Below are 26926 nucleotides of genomic sequence, written 5' to 3'. Positions count from 1 at the left end.
TCACCTGCCTCGGTCTCCGGCGGAACCCTCTACCAGCCGGAATACCCGATCCAGCCCTGCCCGAGCCAGATCCATCTGTTCGACTGCCCGCTGCCGCAGTGGATCCCGCAGCGCCGGCGCGTCGTCCCAGAGCTCCCGGACCGCGGCGGTCAGCGTGTGCTCGAGATCGTCATCGAGGCTCACCACCCGCAGCCCGGCGCCGAACATGTCGGCCAAACCGTGGAACTTGTCATCATAGTAACGTGAGGCGGTCAGCCCCACAGCTGGAACACCTTGCGACAGTGCGAAGACGGCCAGGTGATAAGCGCTGGTCACGACCACCCGGCAGCGCCCGACCTGCCGCGCCACATCCTCGGCCGTACCCCCGCGCCCGACCGCGGCCCGGGTGCGTCCCGCCCCCGCCAGCAACGGCAGCGTGCACCGCCGATCCTCGGAGTCGTATTCGGAGATGATCAGCGGCGCCAGCGCGGCATCGAATTCCGCCGCCCGCGCCCGGACCACCTCACCCAGCACCACCCGAGCCCGGTCCGCGACCCGCGCGTAGTCGGCGACCCGCAGACAGATCCCGAGATCACCGCCGATCTCCGCCGGCCGCAACCCGTACGCCAGCTCCACCGCATCGTCCCCCGTGACCAGCACCTTCTCCGCCGCCACCCCCAGCTCGCCGAGCAGTTGTGGCCCCCGCCGCCCCTCCCGCAACGCGATGACCCCGACCCCCGGCAACACCTTGGCGGCCCGCTCCAGCAGACCGGGATCCTCCATCGGCCCGAACCCCTGCCCGATCATCGCCGTCGGAATGCCCAGCGACTGCGCGTGTTCGAGCAAGGTGAGGGTGCGATGCGCCTGATACCGATCGACATCGGTCATATAACCGCCACCCTGGGCGATCACGAGATCGGCCTCCGCGACCGCCGCCGGCAACGGCGGCTGCTCCGGTTCGCCCGCCCCCTCGTCCCCGCCGCCGCGCACCCGCGCGCGGAAGGCCCGCACCCGCGACTTCGGCCCATCCGTGGCCGCCCGCCAGCGCAACGCCGCCACCGCGGCCAACCGGCCCCCCGGCTGCTCCCACGCACCCCCGGCACCCAGGCACAACGGTTCCGCCTCCGGCAGCAGCGCCCGCAGAATCCGCGGCTGATCGGTGAGCATCCCGATCCGCGCCCCCGGCCACCGTTCCCGCAGCCGCGCCACGGTCACCGCCATCATCGCGATGTCCCCGCGATTGCGGAGCCAATATTCCCCGTTCTCGACCACGATGCGAATGTCGCCACCCCCCGGTCGCACGCCGGAATCACTCATCTCTGCCTCCCTGTGACGCCGTGAACCGCCGGACCGTCCTTCGGTGAAGCAGTATTTGTCGCCGCAAACCTATCGCATGCGTGACGGCTCCGCCACATCTGTGCGCCGGCGTGAAAAGTGTTCGATATCAACAATGTCACGATTCCCCGTACCCGCTTGCGCCCGACGCGATCCACTGTCGCGTCCCGGCCCTGGACACGCCGCCCGCACCCGGCCGTTGCCGGACGCGATGTGAAAAACTCATTCCATACTCCGCACTTTGTTCACGACCGCACGGAGAATCGCACCGAGAATCGGAACGACACGGCGGCGTACTCCGAGTCTGGTATACCCGACCCCCACTGCGCCCGCGTAGCCGGCTACCCGAATCCGAAAGGCGGCGAACCACTCCGGCCCCGAGTATCGAAACCGGTCGGTACCCGGCATCCGAACGAATTAGCCATTTGTCCGGTTGCCTGTTGCCTGTTGTATTTCTTCACGAACGGACCGTTCGTCCGGGAGTAGGCTCCGCAATCGTGGCAGGAGGATATCCGGGGCGGAATTCCGGTGGGGAGTCGCGCACCAGGCTCCGCGACTTCGGTCCGGTCTGGATAACGGCGATCACCGGTTTGATCGGAGCACTGGCCGCCGCGGGCTTCATCGTGCACGACAAGACTTCGGCGCACCCGGCGCCGGGCACTCCGGCGCCCGCGACCTCGCACCTCGGTGGCGACGGCCCGGCTCCTGCGGTGTACACCTCGGGTTCGGTGGATGTCCGCGTGGCCACGGGGAACGGTGTGGTCGTCCATCAACCGTCCCAATGGTTTCCCCTGGGCGGCGCCGGCGACCTCAATCCCACTCCGGTGGCGTTGTCGCCCGGCGACGGTGCGGCACTGTCCTTCTTCGGCGCCCAGCAGCCGTCCTATCAGGACTGCCGCACCCGCCAGGACTATGCCGGCGCGCTGCCGTGGACGAAGATCCCGTCCGGGTCCTATATCTGCATCAAGATCGCCGACAACAGGGTCGGCCAGACACGGGTGGATTACCGGTCCGATCAGAGCGGCGCGGTCGCCGATGTGGACGTCTCCGGCCTGATCTAGTCAGCCCGTGAGCTGATCACGCACAGGGGAAGTGGAACGAGAACATGGACGCCGAGAGCGCCGCGCCACGGATCGGCACGGCCGAACGCCAGCAGGCCTATACCCAGCTGGAACAGCATCAGGCCGCCGGCCGCATCGATCTGGGTGAATACGACGATCGATACCGCCGGATAACGGAAGCCACGACCCAGCAGGAAATCGACGCGGTATTCCACGATCTACGGACACCCGAGAAGAAGCGGCGAAACGCCTGGCGCACGTCGACTCTCGTCCTGGCCGTGGTCTGTCTCGCGCTGGCGGGCGCCGTCGTGGTGCTGGCGCGCCACCGATCGTCCCCCACACCGGTGGCCTTGCCCATCCCGGTGACGACAGCGCAAGCCACCACGACCCCCCTCACCCCCGCCACGCTCGGACCCACCACGACCGCCGCCGCCTCGGCCACCTCGGCGACCGCCACGACCTCCTCGGCGGCAGTCACCCCGACCACGACCCCGGCCAGCGAAAGCGGCCCGGCCCCTGCGGTGTACACCTCGGGTTCGGTGGACGTCCGGATCGCGACCGGAAACGGCGTGGTCATCCAACATCCGACCCAGTGGTACCCCCTGGGCGGCACCGGCGACCTCAATCCCACTCCGGTGGCGCTGTCACCCGGCGACGGTGCGGCACTGTCCTTCTTCGGCGCCCAGCAACCGTCCTACCAGGATTGCCGCGCCCGCCAGGATTATGCCGGCGCGGTGCCGTGGACGAAGATCCCGTCGGGTTCCTATGTCTGCGTGAAGATCACCGGCAACCGAATCGGCCAAACTCGCGTCGATTACCGCGCCGATCCCAGCGGCGCCATCCTGGACGTCGACCTCTCCGGCCTGGTCTACGAACCCACGAATTGACCGCCGGCGCACCACGGTCCCCGATCGAATCCGATCGGGGACCGTGGCGCGCGGTCACCCCAACAGGTAGGAGTACTCGTCGCAGTAGATGTTCACCGCATCCCCCACGAAATACGCCGCCTGCTTCACGGTGAGATCGGTCTCGCCGATCACCTCCCGCGCGACGGCAACCGGCGTCTCGCCGTTCGCGATCGAGAGACACACCGCCTGCGCGTCGGTGACGGCGTCGTTCGGGGAACTGAAGGTGACCCCTTGCTGATACATCTGTGCGAGGAAGGCGGCATCCTGATTCGCGTCGGCGGACGCCGCGGGTGCGGCACCGACGACGACCGCCCCGGCGGCGGCGAGCGCGACGGCAACCGCCGCGACTGTCGAGATACGAATAGTGAACATTTCTTCGAATTCCCGTTGTGATCGATTCACGGACATGGATGTTTTCGCCGCAGGAGAGAAGCACCCGACGCCATGCCACACTGTATTTCGCCGAATCCGATACGCTGCGACCGCACAACCGCGGAACAGTCCCGCCCCCGACGCGGCCGTCCGAAACAATTCGTCAACCCCGCTGTGCTCCTGTCAGCATACGCGTATCCCCTGGTCGGCGGAAGGGACTTCCGTCATCACCGGAACGGTACGTTCACGAAACAAAATACGAATCGGTCGCCCCGAATCCCGGTGAAATTCCGCCGATTCGTTTCATACCGCAACGACTCCGGAACCCGATGATCACCGGCGAAAGTCGCGGATTGCGTTACTGTCTCCCCGAAGGCGGCACCCGCCACCCCGGCGGAGCCGCCACCCGGAGCGCGCCGCCAGGGAGGAATCATGGACATCACCCAGCTGATTCTCGACGACCACCACGAACAGCGCCGCCTCTTCGCGATCCTGGAACAGATGGACCGCGGCGACACCGCCACCCTGTCCGCGATCTGGGCCAGACTGTCCTCTTTCCTGGAACTACACGCCCAAGCCGAGGAAGAAGTCTTCTACCCCGCCCTGCTCCAGGCGGGCACCGCCGCCCACCGCCAGGCCGGCGTGGAAGACGAAACCCTCGACGCCATCCGCGACCACAACGAAATCCGCGACACCATCGCCGAGGTGGCCCGCCACCGCCCTGGCACCGACGACTGGTACACGGCAATAGCCGTGGTGAACAAAGCCAACGGCGACCACATGGCCGAAGAGGAACGCGAAGGCCTCACCGACCTCCGCCGCCTGGCATCCCTGTCCCGCCGCCACCAACTGGCCGTCGACTTCGCCGCCTACGAGGCGCGAAACTACGCCGGTGTGCAACCGATCGACAAGGATCCGGAGGGTTACATCCGGGCAGTGGAAGGACAACAGCCGCCCCGCACTCCCGGATCCTTGAGCGTGGGCAGCCTGAAGCGCAACTGATCAACCCGAAACGCCCGGCACAGTCGCCACGCCGATGCTGTCATCGAAAAGTGTGAAGGCTCGACGGCGCTATCTCGTATCGTCTGCATGGACTGGGAGTTTGCTGAATCGGCATGTTTTGTCTGTGGCTATCACCGAAGTCGTGAATTGCCGCGAATATCAAGGCGACCGACCGGTAGATTCTCTGTGGCAGAACAACATTCGCCGGGACACCACCCCTCGCGACATGATTCAATGAGCCATGCTTTACCAGGGGTGGATACGATGACTCTCGCGCTGTCTCACGAGATTCCGGATGGCTCGATGCCCATCGGGGGGATGAAGGAAGAGCTCAGCATGTCGTACGTCAGCATGCTCGCCAGCTCATGTGGCCTCACCGTCGGTAAATGGAGCCAGGACTACGACGGCCGGGACACGACCCTCGCGTCGAGCGTCGACTACCACCCACACATGTATGGTCCGCAGATCGACATGCAGCTCAAGTGCTCTGGTCAAACCTCGATCAATCGCACCGACGCCATCGCGTGGTCCTTGGACACCCGAACCTATGATCTCCTGTCGAAGCGAAACCGCTCGAACCCCGCCATGCTGTGCGTGCTGGTGGTTCCCGAGATGATCGGACACTGGCTCAAAGCAGATCACGACGGCCTGCTGGCACGCTGTCAGATGTATTGGCAGTGGGGACACCTGCTCCCACCGCTGGAGGCCGAACAGAAAACCCAGACGGTTCACCTCCCGAAGGAGAACCTGCTGACCCCCAAATCGTTGCTCGAGTTGATGGAGGAGGCGAGTAAATGGCAGCCCGCAATGGCGTCGCTGAGTCGATAGCAGAGTACGAAAACATCCTGGAACCGGCCAGTATTGCCCAATTTCTCGCAACTCGGGACTGGACGGTGCAAACCGATCGCACCTTCGACCAGGTGTGGCTGCTCGAAAGCGCCGGCCACGACCGGCCGATCTCACTCCTGCTGCCGCGTGAGCCCTCCTTCGTCGACTACGACAAGAGGCTGCGCGAGGCTGTCCGTGTCATATTGCACGCATACCACCTGTCCGTCCCCGAACTCGTCGAGCAGATCTCCTCCATCCATGCCGACCTGCTGTTCGTGCGAGTGGACCAGGAAGGCATGCGAGACGGCACCATCCCCCTCCGGCAGGCGGCGTCCCTGCTGTCCAGCGTCGATCAGATGATCCGCGCCGCCGCGATCTCGACCAACAACCCCCAGTCCCGCGGCCGCGGCCGCGCCCCCGATTTCGTCACCGAGTTCCTCAACGACGATATTCGCATGGGGCACACCAAGAAAGGCAGTTTCATCGTCACGGTTGCCGCCCGGATCGACGGCGCCGAACCGAAGCGCCCGGAGACCCCGAGCGCCGACGGTATCCCGAGCTTCGCCCGTCAAGTGATGACCACCCTGGCGCGCAGCCTCGACGTCACCCGTCGATTCGCTGCCGACCGGGGCGAGTTCGCCGACGTCGACGAAGCAGTGAACCAGGGCCTGCGGCTACCGGTGGTGCAGGCGCTCCAAGAGATCACCGAGGCCGAGGGCATGCGCGGACTGGACTTGTCCTTCGAATGGGCCGCCACCGAACCACAGCGCGCCCCCGTGCCCCGCCGCGTCTCGATGGACCGCGTCGTCATCAACGAACTACCCGATATCGAACAACGGCTGGTCCGCCGAATCGAGCCGGAACGGGTAACCATCGTCGGCCCCGTCAAGGAAATGAAGCGCTCGGACGAGAACCCCGAGCACGGCGGCGATGTGGTGATCCACGCCGAAGTCGGCGGCCGGTTGCGCCGAGTGTCGGTATCGCTGAGCGGACCCGACTGGGCCCTGGCAATCACTGCCTTCCGAGACCATCTTCCGTTCACGGTGACAGGAGAACTCGGCAAGCAACGGAACGTCTGGTGGTTGAACGCCCCGATCGAGGTTGACCGCGAATTCCTGGAATTCCGTATGAGACAACGGCCGTGAGCACTGCGTGTCACCCTACGGGTCGGTGCTGATCCCAAGGCGTCGAGCCGGTAGAAGCCTCGGCTCCGCGCAAAACCCTGCCGTCCCGGTCCTGGCCCGCTGATGTCCTCAGCGGTCGATTCCCACCCGAAAAGATCTCCCCTCGCTAGTGTGTGACGTAGGGCACATAGTCCGCAGCGGTCCGGCGGCATCGGCCCGCGCGTACGACAGGAGTGAGCATGTCCGCCACCACGGAGTCGACGAACGACTTGTCCACCGAACCCCTGCGCTCGCGCCGCAACCACTGGAACAACCAGGTGAGACGGCACGCGTTCATGAAACCGAACGAAACAGCCATCAAGTACCTGGACAACGAGACCACCTGGCGCGACCTGGACAACCGCTCCCGAGCCTTCGCCGCCGCCCTCCACCACCGCGGCGTCCGCTTCGGCGACCGCATCCTGATGGCCCTCCTGAACCGCACCGAATACATCGAAGCAGTCCTGGGCGCCAACCTGATCGGCGCAATCCCGGTCCCGGTGAACATCCGCATGAGCCCCGCCGAAGTGGGCCACCTGGTCACCGACAGCGGCGCCGAAGTAATCCTGACCGAGAAACTCCTGGCCCCCTTGATCGACGCGGTCCGCACCACCCACCCCCTCGACACGATGATCGTGATAGACGCCGCCGACAACCCCACCCACCTCGACTACGAAACCCTGCTCACCGCAGCACCCCTCGACCTCCCCGAAACAGACATCCCCGAAGACACCGTGGCCCTCATCATGTACACCTCCGGCACCACCGGAAAACCCAAGGGCGCCATGCTCACCCACGCCAACCTCCAATCCCAGGCAGTAACCACGATCAACGCGGCCACCACGAGCTCGGACGACGACGTGACCTCCGTGGTCCCGCCGATTTTCCACATAGCCGGTCTCGCAGCCTTCGCCCCCGTCTTCTACCGAGGTATCCGAGCAGTAATCCACCCCCTGGGCGCCTTCGACCCCGAAACCATGCTCGACACCCTGGAACGAGAAGGCACGACAACGGTCTTCATGGTCCCCGCCCAATGGCAGGCCATCTGCGCCGCCCAGCAAGCCAACCCCCGCACCCTCCGCCTCCGGGCAATCAGCTGGGGAGCCGCCCCCGCCTCCGACACGGTCCTCTCCGCCATGAACGAAACCTTCCCCGAGGCCCTCAACATGACGGCCTTCGGCCAAACCGAAATGTCCCCGGTCACCTGCGTCCTCGAAGGCAAGGACGCCCTCCGCAAAATGGGCTCCATAGGCAAGGTCGTCCCCGCGGTAACCGCCCGCATAGTCGACCCCATGATGAACGACGTAAAACCAGGCGAGGTAGGCGAAATCGTCTACCGAGGCCCCAACCTGATGAAGGGCTACTGGCACAACCCGGCCGCCACCGCAGACGCCTTCCGAGGCGGCTGGTTCCACTCCGGCGACCTGGTCCGCCAAGACGAAGACGGCTTCCTCTACGTAGTGGACCGAGCCAAGGACATGATCATCTCCGGCGGCGAGAACATCTACTGCGCCGAAGTAGAAAACGTCCTGTACTCATACCCTTCCATCTCCGAAGCAGCAGTGATCGGCCGCGCCCACGAGAAATGGGGCGAGGTCCCGGTAGCCGTCATCGTCCTCATCCCCGGCACCGACACCCCGACCCTCACCGACCTCCAACCCCACCTCAACGCCAACCTGGCCCGCTTCAAGCACCCGAAGGACCTGGTGATCGTGGACGAACTACCGCGTAACGCGAGTGGGAAGGTCGTCAAGCCGGAGCTGCGAAAGGCTTATGGGAGCAAGGACGCAGGGCTGGCCGACTGAGCCGCGCCGTCGAAGACCCCTGCGCGATTGTTCGGTGTCGCGACACCAATCTGTCACGCGATGAAAAACGAAGACGCGGCCCTGACCTGGCGCGCGGAAATTGACGCCAGGCTGCACCCGACCCAATTCATCGTGCTCGCCACGGCGGGCTGGTTGGAACACCTGGACGGCCCGCCCACTCAACAACAGGTAGCCGACGCCACCGGAACCGACCGCCAAATGACTTCCCGTGTCGTACGCACCCTCCAGGACCGCGGACTGATTGGCTGGCTGCGAGTAGCCAGTCCGCGCAGTGAATCCTCCGGAAATCCGCTGGGCCACCATCACCGAACGTCGAGAGGATCCTCCAGATCGCCGGCAGTGGGCCGACCGGCAGACATACGCTCGTAGTTGTCGGGTTCGATGCCATCGTCGGGTTCGGGGTAGTCGATCTCGTCCACCGGCACATCCAGCATCCACGCAAGATGCTCGGGCGAGGCCGCACCGGCCCCTACTCGCTTCTGAAGTGCATCGACCAGGGCTGCGGGAAACGTACGGGTGGCCGACTGTTGCTGACGGACGATCAATTGCTTCACGCTACCGATCGGGTTCCGATCCTCGCCCGCATTGGCGCGCATCAGGTCCAGCGTGCCCCGCTTCAGTGCGGCAACCACCTCTGTAGAGACCGGTACACCCAACGATCCCAGTCGAATACCCAGAGCCTTCGTGGACACCCCTGTCCGCCAGAGGAACTCCACTACGGCAGACTCATCCATCCGCCGCCAATCCTCCCGAGCGACGAGATCCTCCGGTAGCAACAACTCTGCCGCAAATCGGTCCGCGGGCGCCTCGTCGACCTCGCGCGGCTCGGAATCTCCGTTGTGGTGTCCGAGTGCGAAATGCGCCAATTCATGAGCCAACGACCAGTTGCTCCGGAACCAGTAAGGAGTGGTCGAGAGTATGACAACAGCGCGGGAGCCTATGCTCAGCGAGTAATCGGTCGACAGCATAGGCAGACGCACAACATCCACACCCAGTCGATCCTCGACCGTGACGCCGTAATCCCTCGCGAAGTGCTCACCCAACACTTCCCGCATTGCCGTGGGGTTCCCGGGTAGCGGTCGACTCGGAGGCGGCCCGTCCGGGTAGGCCGCAGCATACGTCCCGGCCACCCGCTCGAGGAGGTTGTCATCACCGGTACGTCCTGGGTTGACTCGAAGACGCTGAGCGGCGTCCCAGCTGTGCCGAGCAGCGATCCTCACACGATGCGGGTCCTGCTCGCCGGTGACCAGCCAGTAGAGGTCGGTGCCGAGTTCATCCGCGATCCGAGCAAGTTCCACAGACGAGAACCCTCGCTGCCCGTTCAAGGCCCGCGACAGCGCGTCGGTCTTCATGCGCGTCCGCTCCGCGAGCTGCCGCTGGCTCAACCCGTCCGGCATGACGGATCGGATTCGATCACCCACCGCGCGTAGCTCGTCATCCATGCTCCCAGCCTAGCGGCCATGTTGGGAATTTCCCAACATCCCACTGGCTATGACCAGCCAGGCCATCGCCCGGACCTCGTCCAGCACGCTCGCAACACGTCGCGGGACCTGGTCCCGGTAGCCGTCATCGTCCTCACTCCCAGCACCCCGCGATCTCCAACCCCACCTCAACGCCCGCAGATTGTCACTGCTGGTCCGGTGAGCGGATGCCTGCTCGACGAGCTGTCGGCGCATGACGTCGACCTGGGCAGCGGCATCAGCCTCGGCGGCTGCCGCCGCTGCGCGCACGAACTCGTCACGGTCACGATCGGCTGCGGCCAGCTGGGCCGTCAGCTCGCTCAAGTTCGTCTCGAGCGCTGTGATCTCAGCATCGGCTTTCTGCTTATCCACCTCGGCCTGTGACCGCACCGCGGCCTCGGCGCGCCGCTCACCTTCCGCGGTGGCGAGCTTCAGTCGTTGGACGAAGGTCTCCTCAGCGAGCCGGCGGGCCTCGTTGGCACACGCCGCGCCGAGGGTGCTGGCCAAGCGGGACGGCCGGTCGCCGAAGTTCCGATGGCGGACCGTCGGTGAGCAGCCTCCGTTGGACGGCCCGGCCCACTTCCACACGCTATCGATGCGCCATACCGGCGTCGAGACCGGCTGTGATCCGTGACGGTTCAGATTGCGCTATGGTGCCGATCGGGCTGGTGGCGTGAGATGGACGGTGGACAGCGTCGGCCCGGGTCCCTGCCCGGCCTCACGATAGCCCTCGTGGTGACCGAACACGTTGTAACAGGCAGGCATTGCGTATCGGAACCAGCGGACGCTGCCGCCCAGAGTGCGGGGTCCAGAAGGTGAGTGGATACCATCGTTCCGAACGTTCATGATCCGGAAGGTCCTCCGATGACGGAAATGCGAGAGAGAGCGCGGGATTCCGGATTCGGCGCCAGCCGATGGCACCGGTACGTCGCGGCGTTCGATCGAGTGATTCGCTGCATCGACCATAGCTACTACCTCGAGGCGATCGCCATCCTCGACTCGTTGATCACCGACAGGCTGACCAGTCGGGTCGGCCACGTGAAGCACCAGGAGCGGCCCGCGCTCAAACCTGTGGGGCCACTGTGCAAGACGCTGATCGGTGATCCGAACAGTCAGAGTTCTCTGGGCGCAGAGACCGACCCGCAGTTCCGTGCGGTCATTGCACAGATTCGCACCTGGAGCAACGCGCGGAACGCGGCCATGCACGAGACGGCCAAGATCGTCCGCGGCAGCGACCAACATGGGACGTTCGACGTCGATATGGAAGTCCATCGCCGTACTGCGCTCGACGGCATCGAACTTCTCCAGCAGTTCGACAACCTCGATACTGCCGACCGCAAGCGGGCAGGGAAGTTCCCCGCTACCCGGCCCAACGCCTTCTTTCCGGAACGCCGCCGACTGTCGGCCGCTGACGGCCCAACGGTGCCGAGCTGGCAGCGATTACGAGTGATCGTCGATCAGGCCGTCGAGGACGTCTACCGTGACGAAAGGGATCTTATCGTGCGCGGCACCCACGAATCGGCCGTGGTCGCCCGGATCGCCTACCAGATCGCACGGCACGTCGAACGCTCCGACAGCCCTCTTCGCGTTGATGTCGAATACAACCGAGACAGAGTCGATGTGAAACGCCTGCCTGGTGACCGCGGTCTACGCGACCGGGTTCGCGCCGACCTGATAGTGCACGAACGTGGCTGTGGCCATGCGAACTTGCTGGTTCTGGAAGCGCGCAAGAGGCTGTCGGCCACGGCCCGCGCGGATCTGGGGAAACGGGTCGAGAAGTTCCGGGCAGAGTTTGGGTATCGAGATGCGGTCGTGCTCGACCTCTCGGACCAGCCCCGCCTGCATTGGGTCTCGCGCGAGTGCGAGGTGGCCGACGCTGATGAATCCATCAGCCGCCACCAGCGCATCTGACCCACCGAGACCTCCGCCCGCGAGCTCGCCGACCACTGCGCGCCGGCGCTCTGACGTGGTAAGGGAGCTCCGACTCGACCAGTTAGAGCATTCCATCACCTTCAACTACCGGCTGATCCACCATGGGAACGAACGGGGCCGGAACGTGTCGGCTGTCTGGGATTCCGAGGCCGGACAGGAAATCGCGCATCGGCTCGCCGCCTAGCCTCGATCGATCATGCCGGTTGCTCCGATGACCTCTTGAGATGGCGAAAGGTGCTCTGAGCTGCGATAATTCGATTTGCTTAGGACCGAATGCGCAGTGTGAGGAGCACCCTTCTGGTGAGGGAGTCTACGTCGTGGTATCCGTCGCTGAAAATTGACGGGGACGGATCGGGTGTGGTGGCCCACGCCGGGGCGGTGGCGTTGCTGCCGACGGCGGTGAAAGTGGGCCTCGATACAGCGTTGTCGCAGGTCCTGGCGCCGTGGCGGAAACCTCTGGCCACTGATGATCCGGGGAAGATCCTTCTCGACCTGGCCGTGTCCGTCGCGATCGGTGGTGATTGCGCTGCCGACCTGGCGTTGCTGCGCGGTGAGCCGGGTGTTCGGGCAGGTGGCCTCGGACCCGACGGTGTTCCGGCTGATCACCACACTGGCAGCGGATGCACCGAAAGCGCTGGCCGCCATCGCCTCCGCCCGCGCCACCGCACGCGCGGCGGGCTGGCAGGCGGCCGGGGACCGGGCCCCGGATCGCATGATCACCGCCGAGAATCCGCTGACCATCGATCTGGACGCGACCCTGCTCGATTCGCATTCGGAAAAGCAGTGCGCTGCACCGACATTCAAACGCGGCTATGGTTTCCACCCGCTGCTGGCCTTCGTCGACCACGGCCCGGACGGCACCGGCGAACCGGTCGCAGAGCTGCTGCGGCCGGGCAACGCCACCGTCAACAACGCCGCCGACCACAAACGCGTCCTCGCTGCCGCGCTGGCGCAACTATCATGGCAGCCCGGTTACCGGGTCGGCCGGAAAGTCTTGGTGCGCACCGACTCCGGCGGCGGCACCCACGAGTTCGTCGACTACTGCACCGCCCGCCACCTCCAATACTCACTCGGGTTCACCCTCACCGAGGCCATCGTCGAGGCGGTCAACGCCATCCCGAAACACGTGTGGACCCCCACCTACGACTCCGACGGCGAGGTCCGCCCCGGCGCCTGGATTGCCGAGGTCACCGGCATGACGGACCTGACCGGTTGGCCCGCCGGCATGCGGCTGATCGTGCGCAAAGAACGCCCACATCCAGGCGCTCAGCTGCGGTTCACCGACGGCGACGGACTGCGGTTGACCGCGTTCGTCACCAACGCCCGCCGCGGCCAGGTCCCCGACCTGGAGTTGCGGCACCGTTGCCGCGCCCGCTGCGAGGACCGCATCCGCGCCGCAAAAGACACCGGGCTGCGTAACCTGCCGTTCAAATCCTTTGCCGCGAACCAGATCTGGGTCGCCGCCGTCGCGCTTGCCCTCGACCTGACCGCCTGGCTGCAAACCCTGGCCCTGCACCACCATCGCGCCCGCCGCTGGGAACCGAAAACCCTACGCCTGCACATATTCTCCATCCCCGTCCGACTGGCTCACCACGCCCGCCGCGTCCACCTCCGACTATCCCGCCACCACCGCGGCACCAGCCTGCTCCTGACCGCCCTCGACCGCTTGCAACCAGACTGACCAGCACAAACCATCCCTGCGAACAGCGAAAGGACCACCCTCCGGTACCCGGACTTGCCTACCGGTCACTGATCAGCGACCGACGACCAATCCGAAACCGACCGAGCCGCGCCAAAGACTCGACGAAAAATCGAGGCTAGCCCCAATACCAGTGACTTAGGGTTTTGGTCTGCGTGTAGCGTTCTTGGCCGTTGTGGTGGTCGGTGTGGTGCGCCAGTGCGGGGCGATGGTGACCGCGTCGAGTGGTTCTGGTTGTCGTGGAACGGGTTTGCGGTGCTCGTCGCGTTTGACCTTGAAGCTGGACATCTTGCGTTTGACGACGCGGGGGTTGGTTCGGCCGTGTCGGGCGGGTAGCAGGTGGCGGGCGATTTCCCGCACGCCTCCGGTGAGTGCTTGTGCGAGGTGGTCAGGGGGAAAAGGCCGCCTGCGCGGTCACCTGCCGGCGCGCGAGGCGGATGCTGCGGGTGAACGATAACCGGTCGGCGTCGATGCGGGCGTGATCGGCGGTGTCGTGCATCAGGGTGCGGATGGCGTAGTGGACCAGCAGGTGACCCCAGATTTCCTGCTCGACGCCCTCGGGGGAACGGGATCGCAGCACCTGCGCCGGGCCGCGCTGGTGGGTCTTGAGCTCATCGAGTGTGGTCTCGATCTCCCACCTTTCGTGATACAGGGCCGCCAGTTCCGCCGCCGGCGCGGCGTCGGGATCGAGGATGGTGGTGATCAGCCGGTACGGGGCTTGCTGGGCCGGGAAACCGGGACCCTCGAGGGTGTATTCGACGACCCGGACGATGGTCGGGTCCGCGCGTGTGCGGTGATCTTTCGCCTCGACGATCTCCGACAGATACGAACCGTCGCCCAGCTCCTCGATCACCGGAAGGATCAGGTGAGAACGAATGCGCCACAACAGATCCGCACCGCCGGCACACGCGGCCCGCCACAACCCGACACCGGCGAACCCCCGGTCGGCCAGCAGCAGATCGCCCGCACCCAGATGCCCGAAAAGCTGGCGGGCCAGCACCGATTCAGAGACCGTGAACGGCCCCAGCGCGGCAGCGGTGATCGCATGAGTGCCGCACTCGGCCAACGCCACCATCCGCACCTGCGGATACGCGCACCGCTGGGTGCGATGGGTCTTCGGGCGACCGAAATACCCGGCATTCCCGGCGCTGTCGGGAACATCGAAGGTCGTCCCGTCGATCGCGACCACACGCCAGTCCCAATACCAGCTCCCAGCGGTCAACTCCGTCGCCATCGGCCGCGCGACCTCGGCGAACAACGCCTTCAACGGCGCCGGCCCCAGCTTCACCCGCGCCCGCGAAATCGCCGCCGTGGTCGGCACCTGCCACGACCCCGACCAGCGTTTCGCCCACACCAAACCCTGCGTCAGCAACCGCGCGACTTCTTCGTAACCCTGACCGGAGAACAAGCACATCGCCAGCACGAAATAGACCACCACCCGCGGCGGCAGCAACCGGGTCCGCTGCCCCGACCGGCCACACTCGTCCACCACACGATCCACCAAATCCTGGCGGAAAGGTCCTCGTCAGCAACCCGATCGCGATGCGATCCGACAACCGCTCATCGGTCTCCAACTCGACCTGCCCAGGCCGCGGCATCCACATACCTCCCGGAACCGCAGCCTACCAGGTCGAGCCTTAAGTCACTGGTATTGAGGCTAGCCCACCGCTGTCGAACAATTTTCGGTCGCGGTGATCAACATTGGCGACAGGCTGCGAGCGCTGGACCTCACCGCCAAGATATCGTAGACAGAATTCGCCTCGCAACCAACAAAAATCCTGGTTGAGGAAATATGCAATAGTGAAGGTATGGACTACCTGTAGTCCAACACGGCTCAATTCTATTGAGAGCAAATTTGAACCTATTGTATCGCACCTGAAGAGTGGGATTCACGCGGTCGAAACCATAGTCAGTATTAGTCGTGGATTGATTGTGGTCATTTGTTCGATATCGGTTTCGGGTATGCCAATTGTTCGCATCCATGGGAGGACTTGAGCGAATAGGTGGCGGTATCCGTGGCCTCCTCCGCGGCGGGTCAGCATGGGCAGGAATACGTCGGTGCCCAGGACCAGTTGGGAGGCGTGGCCTTCGCGTAGGAGGGTGGTAACGGCGGTGAGTCGTTGCCAGTCGTTTTCGATGACCAGGCCGAGATCTGGTTCGGACCAGTTCTGGCCGAAGCAGTCGAAGGATAGTGTCACGCCGAGGTCGAGAAGTTCGTGGTGGTAGTTGAGCGAGATGGTCCACGCAGCGGGGTCGGTGACCAGCCGATGCAGGTTGCTTTCGACTATGTAGGCATCGGCATGTGCCAGCACGATCCGTCCGGGATCGAGCCCGGCGTTCAGCAGTATGCGGGCGATGTGTCGGCCGTCTCCGGCACCGGGATGCACTGTCACCGGTGCGCCCGTGTGCCGTGATGCCTCGGCCGCTGCGAGCAGCATCCGGTGCTCTCTGTCGTCGAATGTCTTGACGCCGCATTTGATGTGGCCGGCCCGGATATCGGTGTTGTCGATGCCTTCGGTGAGCTCGCGCACCAGGAGGGCTGTGAGTTCGTCGACGGTCGCGTCGTGGTAGATGTCGGGCCAGAAGTCCGAGTAGTAGAACCCGGTCGACATGATCACCTGGATCCCGGCTGTAGCTGCTGCGGCGGCTATCCGGCGCGGATCGCCGCGCAGTCCGATGCCGCTGGCTTCGACGAGGGAACGCCCACCCGCTCGGGCTAAATCCCGTAGTTCGGCGATGGCGATGTGGTCGTCATCGAGGGCCAGGTTGGCGCGTTGCGCAGTGAAGCTATGTTGTAGCCGGCTTCGATTGGCGAGGGTGATCGGTTCGTCCCAGATGTCGTCTGGTGCGTCCGGGAGTCTTTGGAGGTACCTGTTGCGCCAGATTTCGCCCCTGACGGTCAGGATGTGTTCGTGCATGGTGGTCGGGCCGAGCGCATCGGGTGCAAGCGGTCCGGCGACCGTGTTCACTGCGCCGTCCGATCCCCCTGTCTTCGTCATACGTATTAGCTTGTCAGAGGCCAAGTTTCATGTCGATGCGGCGTTGTGCGGCCAGGTAGTCCTCGAGCTTCAGGTAGTCGGCGATGAGGGGGTCGGTTTCGGTGGTGAGCACTTCGGAGACGACTTCGACTCTGTGGTTGAGGCGCCGGTCGCGCACGAGGTCCCATTGGGAGCAGATGGCACCGTGGTAGGGATCCCAGGAGCCGATGACAAGTCGTCGGACGCGGGCCAGCACGAGGGCTCCGGCGGCCATGACACCGGGTTCGAGAGTGGTGACCACGGTGCAGCCTTCCAGCCGCCACCCGCCGAGACTCCGAGACGCTTCTCGCAATGCAATGAGTTCGGCGAACGCGGTGGGGTCACCACTGGCGGGCCGGTCGTGGTAGCCCTCGCCGAGCAGGTTCCCGTCGCAGTCGTACACCACCGCGCCGACTGGCGGGTCGTCGCTGGGTGGGGTGTGGGTGCGGGCCAGGTCGATGGCGCGGCGCATCCATGGTTCGTACTGATGGGTTGGCACTCGTCGCTGCACGGTGGCCATTGTTCGGGCCGCGAGGTAGGGCCGTCAAACCTGAGGTCCGGGGTGATTGCGTAGGCTTGCGGCAGTCGTGCGCCCTGGCCGTGGGGTGACAGGCAAATTGCGTGACATGCGTGATATGCGTAAGACGTGTGCCCTGGTTCTGGGTGTCAGGTCCGACAGACAGTCCGATGGAGAGGATGAGGCGAGTGCGGGAATCGGTGCGCCCCTTGGCGGTCGCGGTGGCCGGTGCGGTATCGCGGGCCATGGCGTCTACGTTGCCGGCCGAGGCAGCAGGAGCCGATCCGCTGGTCCGACGCTCCGATCGTACTGATTTCCAGTCCAATGTGGCTCTGTCGTTGGCCAAGAAGATCGGTCGCGCGCCCCGTGAGGTCGGTGCCTCGATCAGCGAGCAGTTGCGCGATGAGGTGATCGCGGGCGCCGAGGTGTCGGGACCGGGGTTCATCAATATCTCGGTCACCGGCTCGTCGGTGTGGTCGCAGCTGGCCGCACGTCGTGACGCGGACCGGCTGGGTGTGGGCACGCCGCTCAAGGGCGAGCGGGTAGTGATCGACTATTCCTCGCCGAATATCGCCAAGCAGATGCATGTCGGGCATCTGCGGACCACGATCATCGGCGATGCCCTCGCCCGGGTGCTGGGGTTCCTGGGTGCGCAGGTGATCCGGCAGATCCATTACGGGGATTGGGGTACGCAGTTCGGGATGCTGATCCAGTACCTCGACGAGCATCCCGAGGCCAAGTGGCATCACGACGATCTTGCCGGAGATGCGGATGCGCCGATCGAGGCGTTGGATCGGTTGTATCGAGCCGCGCGGCAGAAGTTCGACTCCGATCCTGGTTTCGCCGATCGAGCGCGGGCACGGGTGGTGGCGCTGCAAGGCGGTGACGAGGCCACGTTGCGAGTGTGGTCCGAGTTGGTGTCCGAGTCCCAGCTCTCGTTCCAGGCGTTGTATGACCGGCTGGGAGTGTTGCTGACGCCGGAGGACGCGGCGGGGGAGTCCACGTACAACGCGTACTTGGACGAGGTGACCGAGGAGCTGGTACAGGCTGGGATCGCGGTGGAAAGCGACGGCGCTCTGTGCGTGTTCTTCGATGAGTTCACCGGCCCGGACGACAAGCCGGCACCGTTGATCGTGCGCAAGAGCGACGGCGGATACGGGTACGCGGCAACCGATTTGGCGACGATCCGTTACCGGATCCGCAAGCTGGAAGCCACCAGGCTCTTGTACGTGGTCGACGCCCGGCAAGCCCAGCATTTCGCGATGGTGTTCGCCACCGCCCGCCGCGCGGGCTGGCTGACCGACGATGTGCAGGCGATCCACGTGCCGTTCGGCACCGTGCTGGGCGCGGACGGTCGCCCGTTCAAAACCCGTTCCGGCTCCACGATCCCACTGACCGAACTTCTCGACTCTGCGGTGGATCGGGCTCGGGAAGTCGTGAAGGAGAAGGCGCCGGATCTGGGCCCGCAGACCCTCGAGCAGGTTGCCGAGGCGGCCGGAATCGGAGCGGTGAAATACGCCGACTTGTCCGGATCGCGGATCAAAGACTATGTGTTCGACGTAGACCGTATGGTCGCCTTCAACGGCAACACCGGTGTCTACCTGCAATACGCCCACGCTCGCATCCGGTCCATCCTGCGCAACGTCGCGCCCGCCGGCACCGCCCCGGTGGTCGATACGGACCTGACGCTCGAACCGGCGGAACGGGCGCTGGGCCTGCTCCTGGACGAGTTCGGCAAAGCAGTCACCGATGTGGCCGACTCCCTCGAGCCGCACCGGATGGCCGGGTACCTGTTCGCACTCGCGCAAACCTTCACCACGTTCTACGAGGCGTGCCCCGTGCTGAAGGCCGAAGATCCTCGCGTGCGCGGCAACCGGATCGCATTGTGCGAGCTGACCGGCGACACTCTCGCCAAGGGGCTCGAGTTGCTGGGAATTGCTGCGCCAGAGCGTATCTGATACCCGAATATTTCTGCTGCGCCGATAGCGGTTGTCCTGCTACGGTTTTCGGTTGTGGATGCCCTGGGCTCGTCATCGTCCTCGGAGTTCGATCCCATGGTCAGGCTCGCCGAGGCGGTCGAAGCTCACCGCGCCGAGCTCACGTCCGCTCTGGTGCAGGTCGAAACTCATCGGACCGCGGCCACCGAGCTGGACTGGCTGCTGGCAGGGCTGATCCCCGGCGTGAACAACGCATGGCTGGCGCAGCGGCGCGGTATCGGCACCGTGTTCACCGCAACGCCGGCTACGCTGCCGCTGTATTCGATGCTGCTGTTCGCACTCGCTCCCGCGCTGGCCGGGAATCGCGTCGTGGTCCGCGCGGCCAGTGCCTCTCGCGACTGCGTGCGCCTGCTGCTCGCGCTGGCGGTCGAGGCGGGGTTGCCGGTGGAGCTGGTCGAACAGCCTTGGGCCGAGTTCTCGGCGACAGCAGCGGGTAATGCGGGTGGGGTGGTGTACTGCGGTAGCGTCGGCCATGCGGCTGAGCTGGATGAGGCTCTGCCCGAGCATGTTCGGCTGATCTGCCAAGGCCCCGGGGTATGCGCGGCAGTCGTCACGGACGCCGCCGACATCCCGGTCGCCGCGCGCACGGTGATCGCGACTCGGATCTTCAACAATTCCCAGGACTGCATGGCCACCGAACGCGTCTACGTCCACCGCAGCGTCTACGGCGAGTTCATCGATGCTCTTTTGACTGCTGCGGACACCGTGAAGACAGGTCCCAACGACGATCCCACTACTCAGCTCGGGCCATTGCTCATCGACGGCCTGGCCAATCGCTGGCTGTCGAATCCGACCGATCACGGCACCGTCCTACGCAGTCCAGGCCAGGATGGTGCTCTGCCCGGATTAGCAATCTTCGAGGCCGATGCGGACGCGCCGATTGTGCTCGAGGAGAAGTACTGTCCCGTCTTGCCTGTGGTCGAATATCGCGATGACCACGACCTTGCCGCGATGCTCACTCTCGGTGATTACGCCTTGGGCTTAACGGTTTTCGGGCCGAAGCTGCCGAGATTCGGAACCCTCGATTTTTGCCATGTCGCTGTGGATAGCACATTGTATGAGCACGAAGATGCATGGACGCCTTTCGGGGGACATCGCCGGACAACCTTGGTTCGCGGGCCTGGGGTTCGTCGTACCGGCCCTGTCCTGGTCCCGTACGCACTATCGGAACCGCTGTGAGTCCCCGGCGTGCCCGCACCCTGATACGGGACAATCCTGGCCTCAATCCGTACCTCCGGCACCTGGCTATTCCGCCGACCACACCGGTGTATTGGTATCCGGACAGGCACCTGGTCCAGTTCACCAAAGCTGGTGAGGCGCAGCGCCTTCCGGTTGCTACATCGGCACTCGTGAATTGGATGTACGGCCGTGACCCGGACGAGCTGTGGGAGCCATGGCGGACACATCTCGGCGGCCAGCGAGTGCTGATCGAGCACACCAGTATCAATCCGGTGCACCCGCTACATGTGGGCTCGATGCGGGGCACAGTGATCGGATCCACCCTCGTCGAGCTGTTCCGCTCCGCAGGCGCAGATGTGCATACCCGCTATTTCGTCAACGATCTCGGCCGGCAGCTGCACATCCTTCAACGCGCCACTGCCGCTGCCCGCTGGACCGATATCCCGGCCAGCCGCCGATACGACGAAATCATCGGCGTGCTCTACGCATTCGCCAATATGGCCCTCGCCGACCGCACCGCCGACCTCGACCGGCTTACCACCGCACACCCATGGCTGGCCGACGTCATCGACCTGCACGCACCGCTCCCGGCCCCAGAGCCCGCCCCCGAAGTGGTCGAAACAATGCTCGCCGCGGCAGTCTCCGACATGGGCCACATCGGTGCAAAGATCGACGTGTTCGAATACGAAACGGACCTCACCATCCAGCCCGGCACACTCATCGCCGCACTCACCGGCCGATGCGACCTGGTGCGGATCAACGGCACGACCTGCCTGCGCCTACCGGCAGGATTGGTGCCCGCCCAGCGCGTCGACGGCAGCCTGCTGTACATCAGCCGCGACATCGCCAACACCCACCACCGCAATCCACCCGCATGGTCGGCGATGCTCCACGTCATCGGTGCGGACCAGACCCTCCTCCAGACCGCCCTCCGTCACGCCGTCCCACAGGCCGCGCTGGAACACGTCGCCTTCGGGCAGATCAGCCATGCAGGGCGCCGATTCTCCGCGCGCCAAAACCGGCTCACCACGATTAACGACCTTCTCCAAGAAGGCGGGCAGCAGAAAGTCCACGAACTCGCTCTCGCTCTGGCCCTGCACCGCCGCACCCGGCCCATCGACCTCGCGTATCTGGACACCACCCGACCCTTACGCACTGTCATCACCGCAGCCCAAACTGCCCCTCACGCTGTTGGCGACGCGGACCGGGACATGCTGCGACGCCTGCTGATTGCGTTGCTGGGCACACCGGCCGTGCTGGCCCGCGACGTCTACCGCCGAACAATCCACGGCACCGCCCGGCATCTGCTGCTCCTGTCCCGGCACTACCTCGCGGCCACCCGCACTGGTTCGGTGCCCGACACCGTCTCCGAGTGGTTCCGCCACACACAGAACCGACTCGCCGCCCTGCTCGGCATCGCTCTCGATGCCTCCTGATCTGCGAGACCACCAGCGCTCCAGAAAGGTCCCCGCCCGTGACCGAGCCGTTCAACATTGGCTATGCCGACGCCCAGGTCTACGAGGACATGTTGCCGCCGCACTACTACTTCGGCCGCGAAGACATCGACCTCGTCCGCGATCACCTCCATGATGTCTACGGAAACCCTCGCCAGCACAACGGCTTACATGCCCTCGATCTCGGATGCGGGCCGGGCCGCGTGACCTCTGCTCTGGCGGCTTACGCCGATACCTTGACCGGCACCGACAAGAGTTCCGGCATGATCGCCCGATTCAGCAGCAGGTTTCCCGCCGCCGAAGCGCACTGCGTCGATACCGAGACCATCGTGGCGCAATTCGCTGAGCAACACCGCCGATTCGATCTCGTCGGATCGTTCTGGTCGATGAGCTACCCGCTGCTCGAATGCTTCGAAACCACCACCGCCGACGGCGTCACGGTCACAGGCGACCTCGACGCCGGCACCGCACGAGCACACGCCCTCATAACTCACCTCATCGACCTCCTCGCCCCCGGTGGACGGCTGGTGATGCTGTTCTTCGACGCCGCCACCCCTGAACAGCGCCTCGTCACCCGCCTATGGGAGCGTGTCCACCCCTTCCCCGGCACCGGCCGCGACTTCACTTGGAACCTGCTCTTACGCGAACTCCACGATGCCGAGGCAGCCGGGCGAGGGCAACTCACCACCCGCCGCGTCCCCGGCGTCGCCGTCACCCTGAACGTCGACGCGGCTCTCCAATGGTTCCGCATCGGCCATCTCAACAGCTTCGCTGGTCTCGTCGACGACCCTGAAGTCGTTATGGAGATCACCGACTTCGCCAGAGCCCATGAACGCGGCGATGGCCGCGTCCTCATGCCCAGCGGTGTCCATCTGGTGGACTTTCACGCAAGTAGCGATCCCGCAGCCCACCTGCCACGCGAATTCCGGTGAACCGCGGTGCCCACCACCGACCTCGTAGACGCCGCAACTGCGGCGGTACACGATGCATTCGCCGGCACACCCGTCTTCGCCTGCCTGACCGGCAGCGCGGCCACCGACACCGACACGCTCGACAGCGATATCGACCTCCTCGTCGTCTTGCCCGACGATCTACCTATCGCACAGGCCACACAACGACGAGAGGCATTCACCCGCAACTACATTCATCTCCACGCCCTTTTCGAACGGTCGCCTGATCTGCAATGGCCAGGCGAAGTGTGCTACGCGGCGGATCTCGACGCTGGGATCGCCGGTGGCGCTTTCGACCTGCAGACCGGGCCACAGCTGCGTCTATGCCCTGAAGACCGCCCGTACCGCTATTGGGTCAGCATGGGCGCGACGGGAATCCCACTCACCGGTCGGGCCGTATACACCGCCCAGTGCGCGACAACGCTACTGAACCACATCGGATACAACAGGCTTATCGCAGCTAGGTCGGTCGATGAGCAACCATTCAGCATCGCCGCACGAGAATGGGCCGAATGGAAAGTTGATCCCATCACCGTCGGTAACAAGACCCCGCGTTATCCGGTCGACCGGAATCCGAACTACCTCGCATGGAGAGATCGGCTACAGCCACCGAGGCAGCCTCCCCCGCTCGATCGATGGATCAAGCATTGGCGCGAAGTCGCCATTGACGCGCACCAGAGGACGACTATCGCGCACTGACCGATCTGCGCCACATCGACAGGTATGGAGCCGAGTACCGACTACTCGAAACTATGTCTGGTCACGACCTCGTCCTACCCATGGTGGGGGTCTGTCGGAAAAATCCTGACACTCCCACACGGCAGACACCGATTGTGCAGATGCTGTACGTGCCCCCGGCAGGATTCGAACCTGCGGCCTACCCTTTAGGAGAGGGTCGCTCTATCCCCTGAGCTACGGAGGCGGACCCGGTCAGACTACCGGGTGGGTGTGGGCCGGGGCTACATTGCCTGGTCGGTGGGGCTCGGCGTACGGAGGGTGTCGTAGACCGCCGGGTCGAAGCGGCGGGTCTTGCGGCGGAAGAGCAGGGTGGCGCCCGGCCAGTTGTTGGTGATGCGGCCGGAGGCGTTGCGGTACCAACTGGAGCAGAGGTTCCAGGGGGTGTGGCGGAGGCGGGGTTGGAGCCAGGTGTCCCAGGACTGTTCGGCGGTGGGGCGGACCGATACTGCCTGGCCGGGGTGGCTGGTCAGGTATTGGACGGCTTGCCGGATGTAGCGGGCCTGGGATTCCAGCATGTAGATGATCGATCCGGAGCCGACGTTGGTGTTCGGGCCGTACATGAGGAACATGCTCGGGAAGCCGGGGACGGAGATACCCAGGTAGGCGCGGGCGCCTTCGGGGGACCAGATGTCGGCGAGTTTGCGGCCGGCGGTGCCGGAGATGGTCATGGGGGCGAGGAATTCGGTGCCTTTGAAGCCGGTGCCGTAGATGATCACGTCGGCTTCGTGGTCTACGCCGTCGGTGGTGCGGAGGCCGGTGGGGGTGATGGCCTCGATGGCCGTTGTCTCCACTGTGACGTTGGGCTGGGTCAGGGCGGGGAAATAGTCGTTGGAGAAGAGGGCGCGTTTGCAGCCGGGGGCGTAGTCGGGGGTGAGTTTGGCTCGCAGCTCGGGGTCCGGGACCTGTTGGGTGCGGTAGCGATTCGCGAGCAGGGTGGCGGGGTGGCGGAGCCAGGGGAGGTCGGTGAGGGACAGGGCCATCACCTCGAAGAACAGCCAGATGGCGAAGCGTTCGGCCAGGCGGGTCAGGGGAAAGCGGCGGAACATCCGGTGGTGGCGCGGAGTGTATTCGGTGTCGAATTTGGGGAGGACCCAGGCTGCCGAGCGCTGGTAGAGGGTGAGGTGGCCTGCCTTCGGCTGGATCTGTGGAATGTATTGGATCGCACTGGCTCCGGTCCCGATGCAGGCGACGCGTTTGCCGGTGAGGTCGACCTCGTGGTTCCACTCGGCGGAGTGGAAGGCCGGGCCGGTGAAGGTGCCCACCCCGGGGATGTCGGGGAGTGCGGGGCGGGACAGCTGGCCCACGGCGGGGATCAGGACGTCCGCGGTCAGCACCTCGCCGTCGGTGGTCCGGACCAGCCAAATGCCCCGGGTCTCATCGAATTCCGCATCCGAGACCTCCGTGCCGAATCGGATGCGTTCCACCAGGCCGTATTCCGTTGCCACCGTTCGCATGTACTCGTGGATATCCCGCTGGGGTGAAAACCGCCGGGGCCAATCGGTTTTCGGGGCGAAGGACCACGAGTACAACGGTGACGGGACGTCGCAGGCCGCGCCGGGGTACGTGTTCTCCCGCCACACCCCACCCAGATCCCCGGCCCGCTCGACGATCGAGAAACTCTCGATCCCGGCCCGGCGCAATTCCAGGCCCATGCCCAGCCCCGCGAAACCGGCGCCGATGATCAGGATGGTGGGGGTGGTGCTCATTCCTCGAGGGTAGGCTCGTGACCCGGGGTTCCGAAGAGATCCGGGGCCACGGATCTATATTTCCGGCCAGTGTCCTGCACGCGTGAAGCTTCGGCTATCCTCGCCGAATGTGACCGGTTTCACTTGCTCGGAACCGGCCGAAGGAGGACTGACACTTATGTTGAGCACGATGCAGGACGAGCAGCTTTCGCTGGCGACTCTGTTGCGGTACGCCGCCACCTTCCAGGGGGACTCCACGGTCTCCACCTGGACCGGCGACGGGGTTCGGACCATGACGTATCGCGAGTTGGGGGAGCGGGGGGCGCAGCTGGCGCACGCGTTGCGGGGGCTGGACGTCGGCATCGGGGATCGGGTCGGCACGTTCATGTGGAACAACAACGAACACATGTGCGTGTACGCGGCGGTGCCGGCGATGGGGGCCGTGTTGCATGCGCTCAACATCAGGTTGTTTCCGGAGCAGTTGGTCTTCGTCGCCAATCACGCCGAGGACCAGGTGGTGATCGTCGACGGGACGCTGGTTCCGATGTTCAACCAGTACCTGCCGTTGTTGCGGACGGTGCGGCACGTCATCGTGGTCAATGGGGATGCGGGGACGATCGTGGCGCCCGAGGGGGTGCGGGTGCACGCGTGGGACGAGCTGCTGGCGGGGCAGCCCACCGAGTACGACTTCCCGGTCGTGGACGAGAAGTCGGCGGCGGGGATGTGCTACACCTCGGGGACCACGGGGGATCCGAAGGGGGTCGTGTACTCGCATCGGTCGAATTGGCTGCATGCCATGCAGGTGATCTCGCCGAACGGGATGGGGTTCACCGCTTCGGACAATGTGCTGGCCATCGTGCCGCTGTTCCACGCCAATGCGTGGGGGTTGCCGTATGCGGCGATGATGTCGGGGGCCAATGTGCTGATGCCGGATCGGTTCCTCCAGCCGGGGCCGCTGTTGCAGATGATGGCTTCGGAGCAGCCGACCTTCGCGGCCGCGGTGCCGACCATCTGGGGTGGGGTGCTGGCGCAGTTGGAGGCCGCGCCGCAGGACATCGCGCATCTGCGGACCGTGGTGGTCGGCGGGGCTGCCCTGCCGCCGGCGATGATGCATGCCTTCCAGGAGAAGTACGGGGTGCGGTTGCTGCACGCCTGGGGGATGACCGAGACCTCGCCGCTGGGGAGCGTGTCGCATGCGCCGACCGGGGTGACCGGCGAGGAGGAGTGGCAGTACCGGTACAGCCAGGGGTTGTTCCCGGCCTCGGTGCGGGCCCGGGTGGTCGCCGACGACGGGACCGTGCTGCCGAACGACGGGAAGGCCGTCGGCGAGTTGGAGGTGCGTGGGCCCTGGATCACCGGGTCGTACTACTCGCCGGATGGGGTGGAGGTCGATCCGGACAAGTTCGACGACGGATGGTTGCGCACCGGTGACGTCGGGCGGATCACGCCGAACGGGTACCTCACCCTCGTGGATCGCACCAAGGATGTGATCAAGTCCGGTGGGGAGTGGATCTCCTCGGTCGATCTGGAGAACGCGATCATCGGGCACCCGGCGGTGGCCGAGGCGTCGGTGATCGGGATTCCCGATCCCAAGTGGGACGAGCGGCCGCTGGTCGCGGTCGTGCTCAAGCCGGGCGCGAGTGCGGAGCCGGTGGAGTTGCGGGACTTTCTGGCCGGCAAGTTCGCCAAGTGGCAGTTGCCGGAGTACTGGACCTTCATCGACGAGGTGCCCAAGACCAGCGTCGGCAAGTTCGACAAGAAGCGGCTGCGGGCGCGGTATTCGGACGGGGAGCTGGAGGTCGTGAAGCTGTAGTGGCCGTAGTC

The 26926-nt window shown here is 65.1% G+C and carries 21 protein-coding genes, 1 tRNA gene and 2 pseudogenes; 16 read left to right on the top strand and 8 right to left on the bottom strand.

Going from position 1 to position 26926, the window contains the following annotated elements:
- Complete coding sequence (locus tag LBW94_RS12615; protein WP_225054382.1) at positions 1 to 1296, bottom strand: polysaccharide pyruvyl transferase family protein; 1296 nt, start codon at positions 1294 to 1296, stop codon at positions 1 to 3.
- 515 nt (positions 1297 to 1811) lie between these two features.
- Here LBW94_RS12615 and LBW94_RS12610 point away from each other — a divergent pair.
- Entirely contained in the window at positions 1812 to 2375 is a 564-nt protein-coding gene (locus LBW94_RS12610) for a hypothetical protein (RefSeq protein ID WP_266270752.1), read from the top strand.
- A gap of 44 nt (positions 2376 to 2419) precedes the next feature.
- Positions 2420 to 3262, top strand: a complete 843-nt coding sequence (locus tag LBW94_RS12605) for a DUF1707 SHOCT-like domain-containing protein (protein WP_225054385.1) — start codon at positions 2420 to 2422, stop codon at positions 3260 to 3262.
- 54 nt (positions 3263 to 3316) lie between these two features.
- Here LBW94_RS12605 and LBW94_RS12600 read toward each other — a convergent pair whose 3' ends face one another.
- Positions 3317 to 3655, bottom strand: coding sequence for a DUF732 domain-containing protein (locus LBW94_RS12600; RefSeq protein WP_225054387.1), 339 nt, complete (start codon positions 3653 to 3655; stop codon positions 3317 to 3319).
- A gap of 432 nt (positions 3656 to 4087) precedes the next feature.
- On the opposite strand from LBW94_RS12600, the gene LBW94_RS12595 reads away from it, so the two are divergent.
- The 5 genes from LBW94_RS12595 (at position 4088) to LBW94_RS44410 (ending at position 8843) form a co-directional block, all read left to right on the top strand.
- Positions 4088 to 4657, top strand: coding sequence for a hemerythrin domain-containing protein (locus LBW94_RS12595; RefSeq protein ID WP_225054389.1), 570 nt, complete (start codon positions 4088 to 4090; stop codon positions 4655 to 4657).
- Between the two features lie 264 nt (positions 4658 to 4921).
- Complete coding sequence (locus LBW94_RS12590; RefSeq protein WP_225054391.1) at positions 4922 to 5485, top strand: DUF4365 domain-containing protein; 564 nt, start codon at positions 4922 to 4924, stop codon at positions 5483 to 5485.
- A 65-nt stretch (positions 5486 to 5550) separates the two neighbouring features.
- The gene (locus LBW94_RS12585) at positions 5551 to 6630 is read left to right on the top strand and encodes a hypothetical protein (protein ID WP_266270749.1); all 1080 of its coding nucleotides are present in this window, start codon (positions 5551 to 5553) and stop codon (positions 6628 to 6630) included.
- 218 nt (positions 6631 to 6848) lie between these two features.
- Positions 6849 to 8453 carry a fatty-acid--CoA ligase FadD5 gene (gene fadD5 / locus LBW94_RS12580; RefSeq protein ID WP_225054395.1) on the top strand — a complete coding sequence of 535 codons (1605 nt, stop codon included), beginning with the start codon at positions 6849 to 6851 and terminating at the stop codon, positions 8451 to 8453.
- A gap of 60 nt (positions 8454 to 8513) precedes the next feature.
- Positions 8514 to 8843, top strand: a complete 330-nt coding sequence (locus LBW94_RS44410) for a helix-turn-helix domain-containing protein (protein ID WP_225054397.1) — start codon at positions 8514 to 8516, stop codon at positions 8841 to 8843.
- Here the strand turns inward: LBW94_RS44410 and LBW94_RS12575 are convergent.
- Positions 8777 to 9916 (bottom strand): helix-turn-helix domain-containing protein, encoded by a 1140-nt coding sequence (locus tag LBW94_RS12575; RefSeq protein WP_225054399.1) that lies wholly within the window; start codon positions 9914 to 9916, stop codon positions 8777 to 8779. The genes LBW94_RS44410 and LBW94_RS12575 overlap by 67 nt on opposite strands.
- A gap of 198 nt (positions 9917 to 10114) precedes the next feature.
- Between LBW94_RS12575 and LBW94_RS12570 the strand changes: the two genes are divergently transcribed.
- The 3 genes and pseudogenes from LBW94_RS12570 (at position 10115) to LBW94_RS12560 (ending at position 13547) form a co-directional block, all read left to right on the top strand.
- Positions 10115 to 10318 carry a hypothetical protein gene (locus LBW94_RS12570; RefSeq protein WP_225054401.1) on the top strand — a complete coding sequence of 68 codons (204 nt, stop codon included), beginning with the start codon at positions 10115 to 10117 and terminating at the stop codon, positions 10316 to 10318.
- A 480-nt stretch (positions 10319 to 10798) separates the two neighbouring features.
- Positions 10799 to 11845: a hypothetical protein gene (locus LBW94_RS12565; protein WP_225054402.1), complete on the top strand. Its 1047-nt coding sequence runs from the start codon at positions 10799 to 10801 to the stop codon at positions 11843 to 11845.
- A 321-nt stretch (positions 11846 to 12166) separates the two neighbouring features.
- A pseudogene (locus LBW94_RS12560) lies at positions 12167 to 13547 on the top strand (IS1380 family transposase).
- Positions 13548 to 13953: 406 nt separating this feature from the next.
- On the opposite strand, the pseudogene LBW94_RS12555 reads toward LBW94_RS12560, so the two are convergent.
- The 3 genes and pseudogenes from LBW94_RS12555 to LBW94_RS12545 all read right to left on the bottom strand — a co-directional run bounded on the left by LBW94_RS12555 (position 13954) and on the right by LBW94_RS12545 (position 17102).
- A pseudogene (locus tag LBW94_RS12555) lies at positions 13954 to 15163 on the bottom strand (IS4 family transposase).
- Positions 15164 to 15454: 291 nt separating this feature from the next.
- Positions 15455 to 16564, bottom strand: coding sequence for a phosphotriesterase family protein (locus LBW94_RS12550; protein ID WP_225057697.1), 1110 nt, complete (start codon positions 16562 to 16564; stop codon positions 15455 to 15457).
- A 13-nt stretch (positions 16565 to 16577) separates the two neighbouring features.
- The gene (locus tag LBW94_RS12545) at positions 16578 to 17102 is read right to left on the bottom strand and encodes a nucleoside deaminase (protein ID WP_255634254.1); all 525 of its coding nucleotides are present in this window, start codon (positions 17100 to 17102) and stop codon (positions 16578 to 16580) included.
- A gap of 242 nt (positions 17103 to 17344) precedes the next feature.
- Here LBW94_RS12545 and argS (LBW94_RS12540) point away from each other — a divergent pair, with 242 nt between their 5' ends.
- The 5 genes from argS (LBW94_RS12540) (at position 17345) to LBW94_RS12520 (ending at position 23378) form a co-directional block, all read left to right on the top strand.
- Positions 17345 to 19057, top strand: a complete 1713-nt coding sequence (argS, locus tag LBW94_RS12540; RefSeq protein WP_255634259.1) for an arginine--tRNA ligase — start codon at positions 17345 to 17347, stop codon at positions 19055 to 19057.
- 54 nt (positions 19058 to 19111) lie between these two features.
- Positions 19112 to 20275 carry an aldehyde dehydrogenase family protein gene (locus LBW94_RS12535; RefSeq protein ID WP_225057700.1) on the top strand — a complete coding sequence of 388 codons (1164 nt, stop codon included), beginning with the start codon at positions 19112 to 19114 and terminating at the stop codon, positions 20273 to 20275.
- A 179-nt stretch (positions 20276 to 20454) separates the two neighbouring features.
- Positions 20455 to 21711 carry an arginine--tRNA ligase gene (argS, locus tag LBW94_RS12530; RefSeq protein ID WP_225057812.1) on the top strand — a complete coding sequence of 419 codons (1257 nt, stop codon included), beginning with the start codon at positions 20455 to 20457 and terminating at the stop codon, positions 21709 to 21711.
- 38 nt (positions 21712 to 21749) lie between these two features.
- Positions 21750 to 22661 carry a class I SAM-dependent methyltransferase gene (locus LBW94_RS12525; RefSeq protein ID WP_225057701.1) on the top strand — a complete coding sequence of 304 codons (912 nt, stop codon included), beginning with the start codon at positions 21750 to 21752 and terminating at the stop codon, positions 22659 to 22661.
- Positions 22662 to 22667: 6 nt separating this feature from the next.
- On the top strand, positions 22668 to 23378 hold the full coding sequence (locus tag LBW94_RS12520; protein ID WP_225057702.1) for a nucleotidyltransferase domain-containing protein: 711 nt from the start codon (positions 22668 to 22670) through the stop codon (positions 23376 to 23378).
- A 150-nt stretch (positions 23379 to 23528) separates the two neighbouring features.
- On the opposite strand, the gene LBW94_RS12515 is transcribed toward LBW94_RS12520, so the two are convergent.
- A tRNA-Arg gene (locus tag LBW94_RS12515) sits at positions 23529 to 23601 on the bottom strand.
- Positions 23602 to 23638: 37 nt separating this feature from the next.
- Entirely contained in the window at positions 23639 to 25123 is a 1485-nt protein-coding gene (locus LBW94_RS12510) for a flavin-containing monooxygenase (protein ID WP_225057703.1), read from the bottom strand.
- Between the two features lie 157 nt (positions 25124 to 25280).
- Between LBW94_RS12510 and LBW94_RS12505 the strand changes: the two genes are divergently transcribed.
- Positions 25281 to 26915: a long-chain fatty acid--CoA ligase gene (locus LBW94_RS12505; RefSeq protein WP_225057704.1), complete on the top strand. Its 1635-nt coding sequence runs from the start codon at positions 25281 to 25283 to the stop codon at positions 26913 to 26915.
- The last annotated feature ends 11 nt before the right edge of the window (positions 26916 to 26926 follow it).

Source organism: Nocardia sp. alder85J, assembly GCF_020176955.2.
Taxonomy (GTDB): domain Bacteria; phylum Actinomycetota; class Actinomycetes; order Mycobacteriales; family Mycobacteriaceae; genus Nocardia.
Note: the sequence above shows the minus strand (reverse complement) of the source record. Positions and strands in the feature narration are given on the sequence as shown.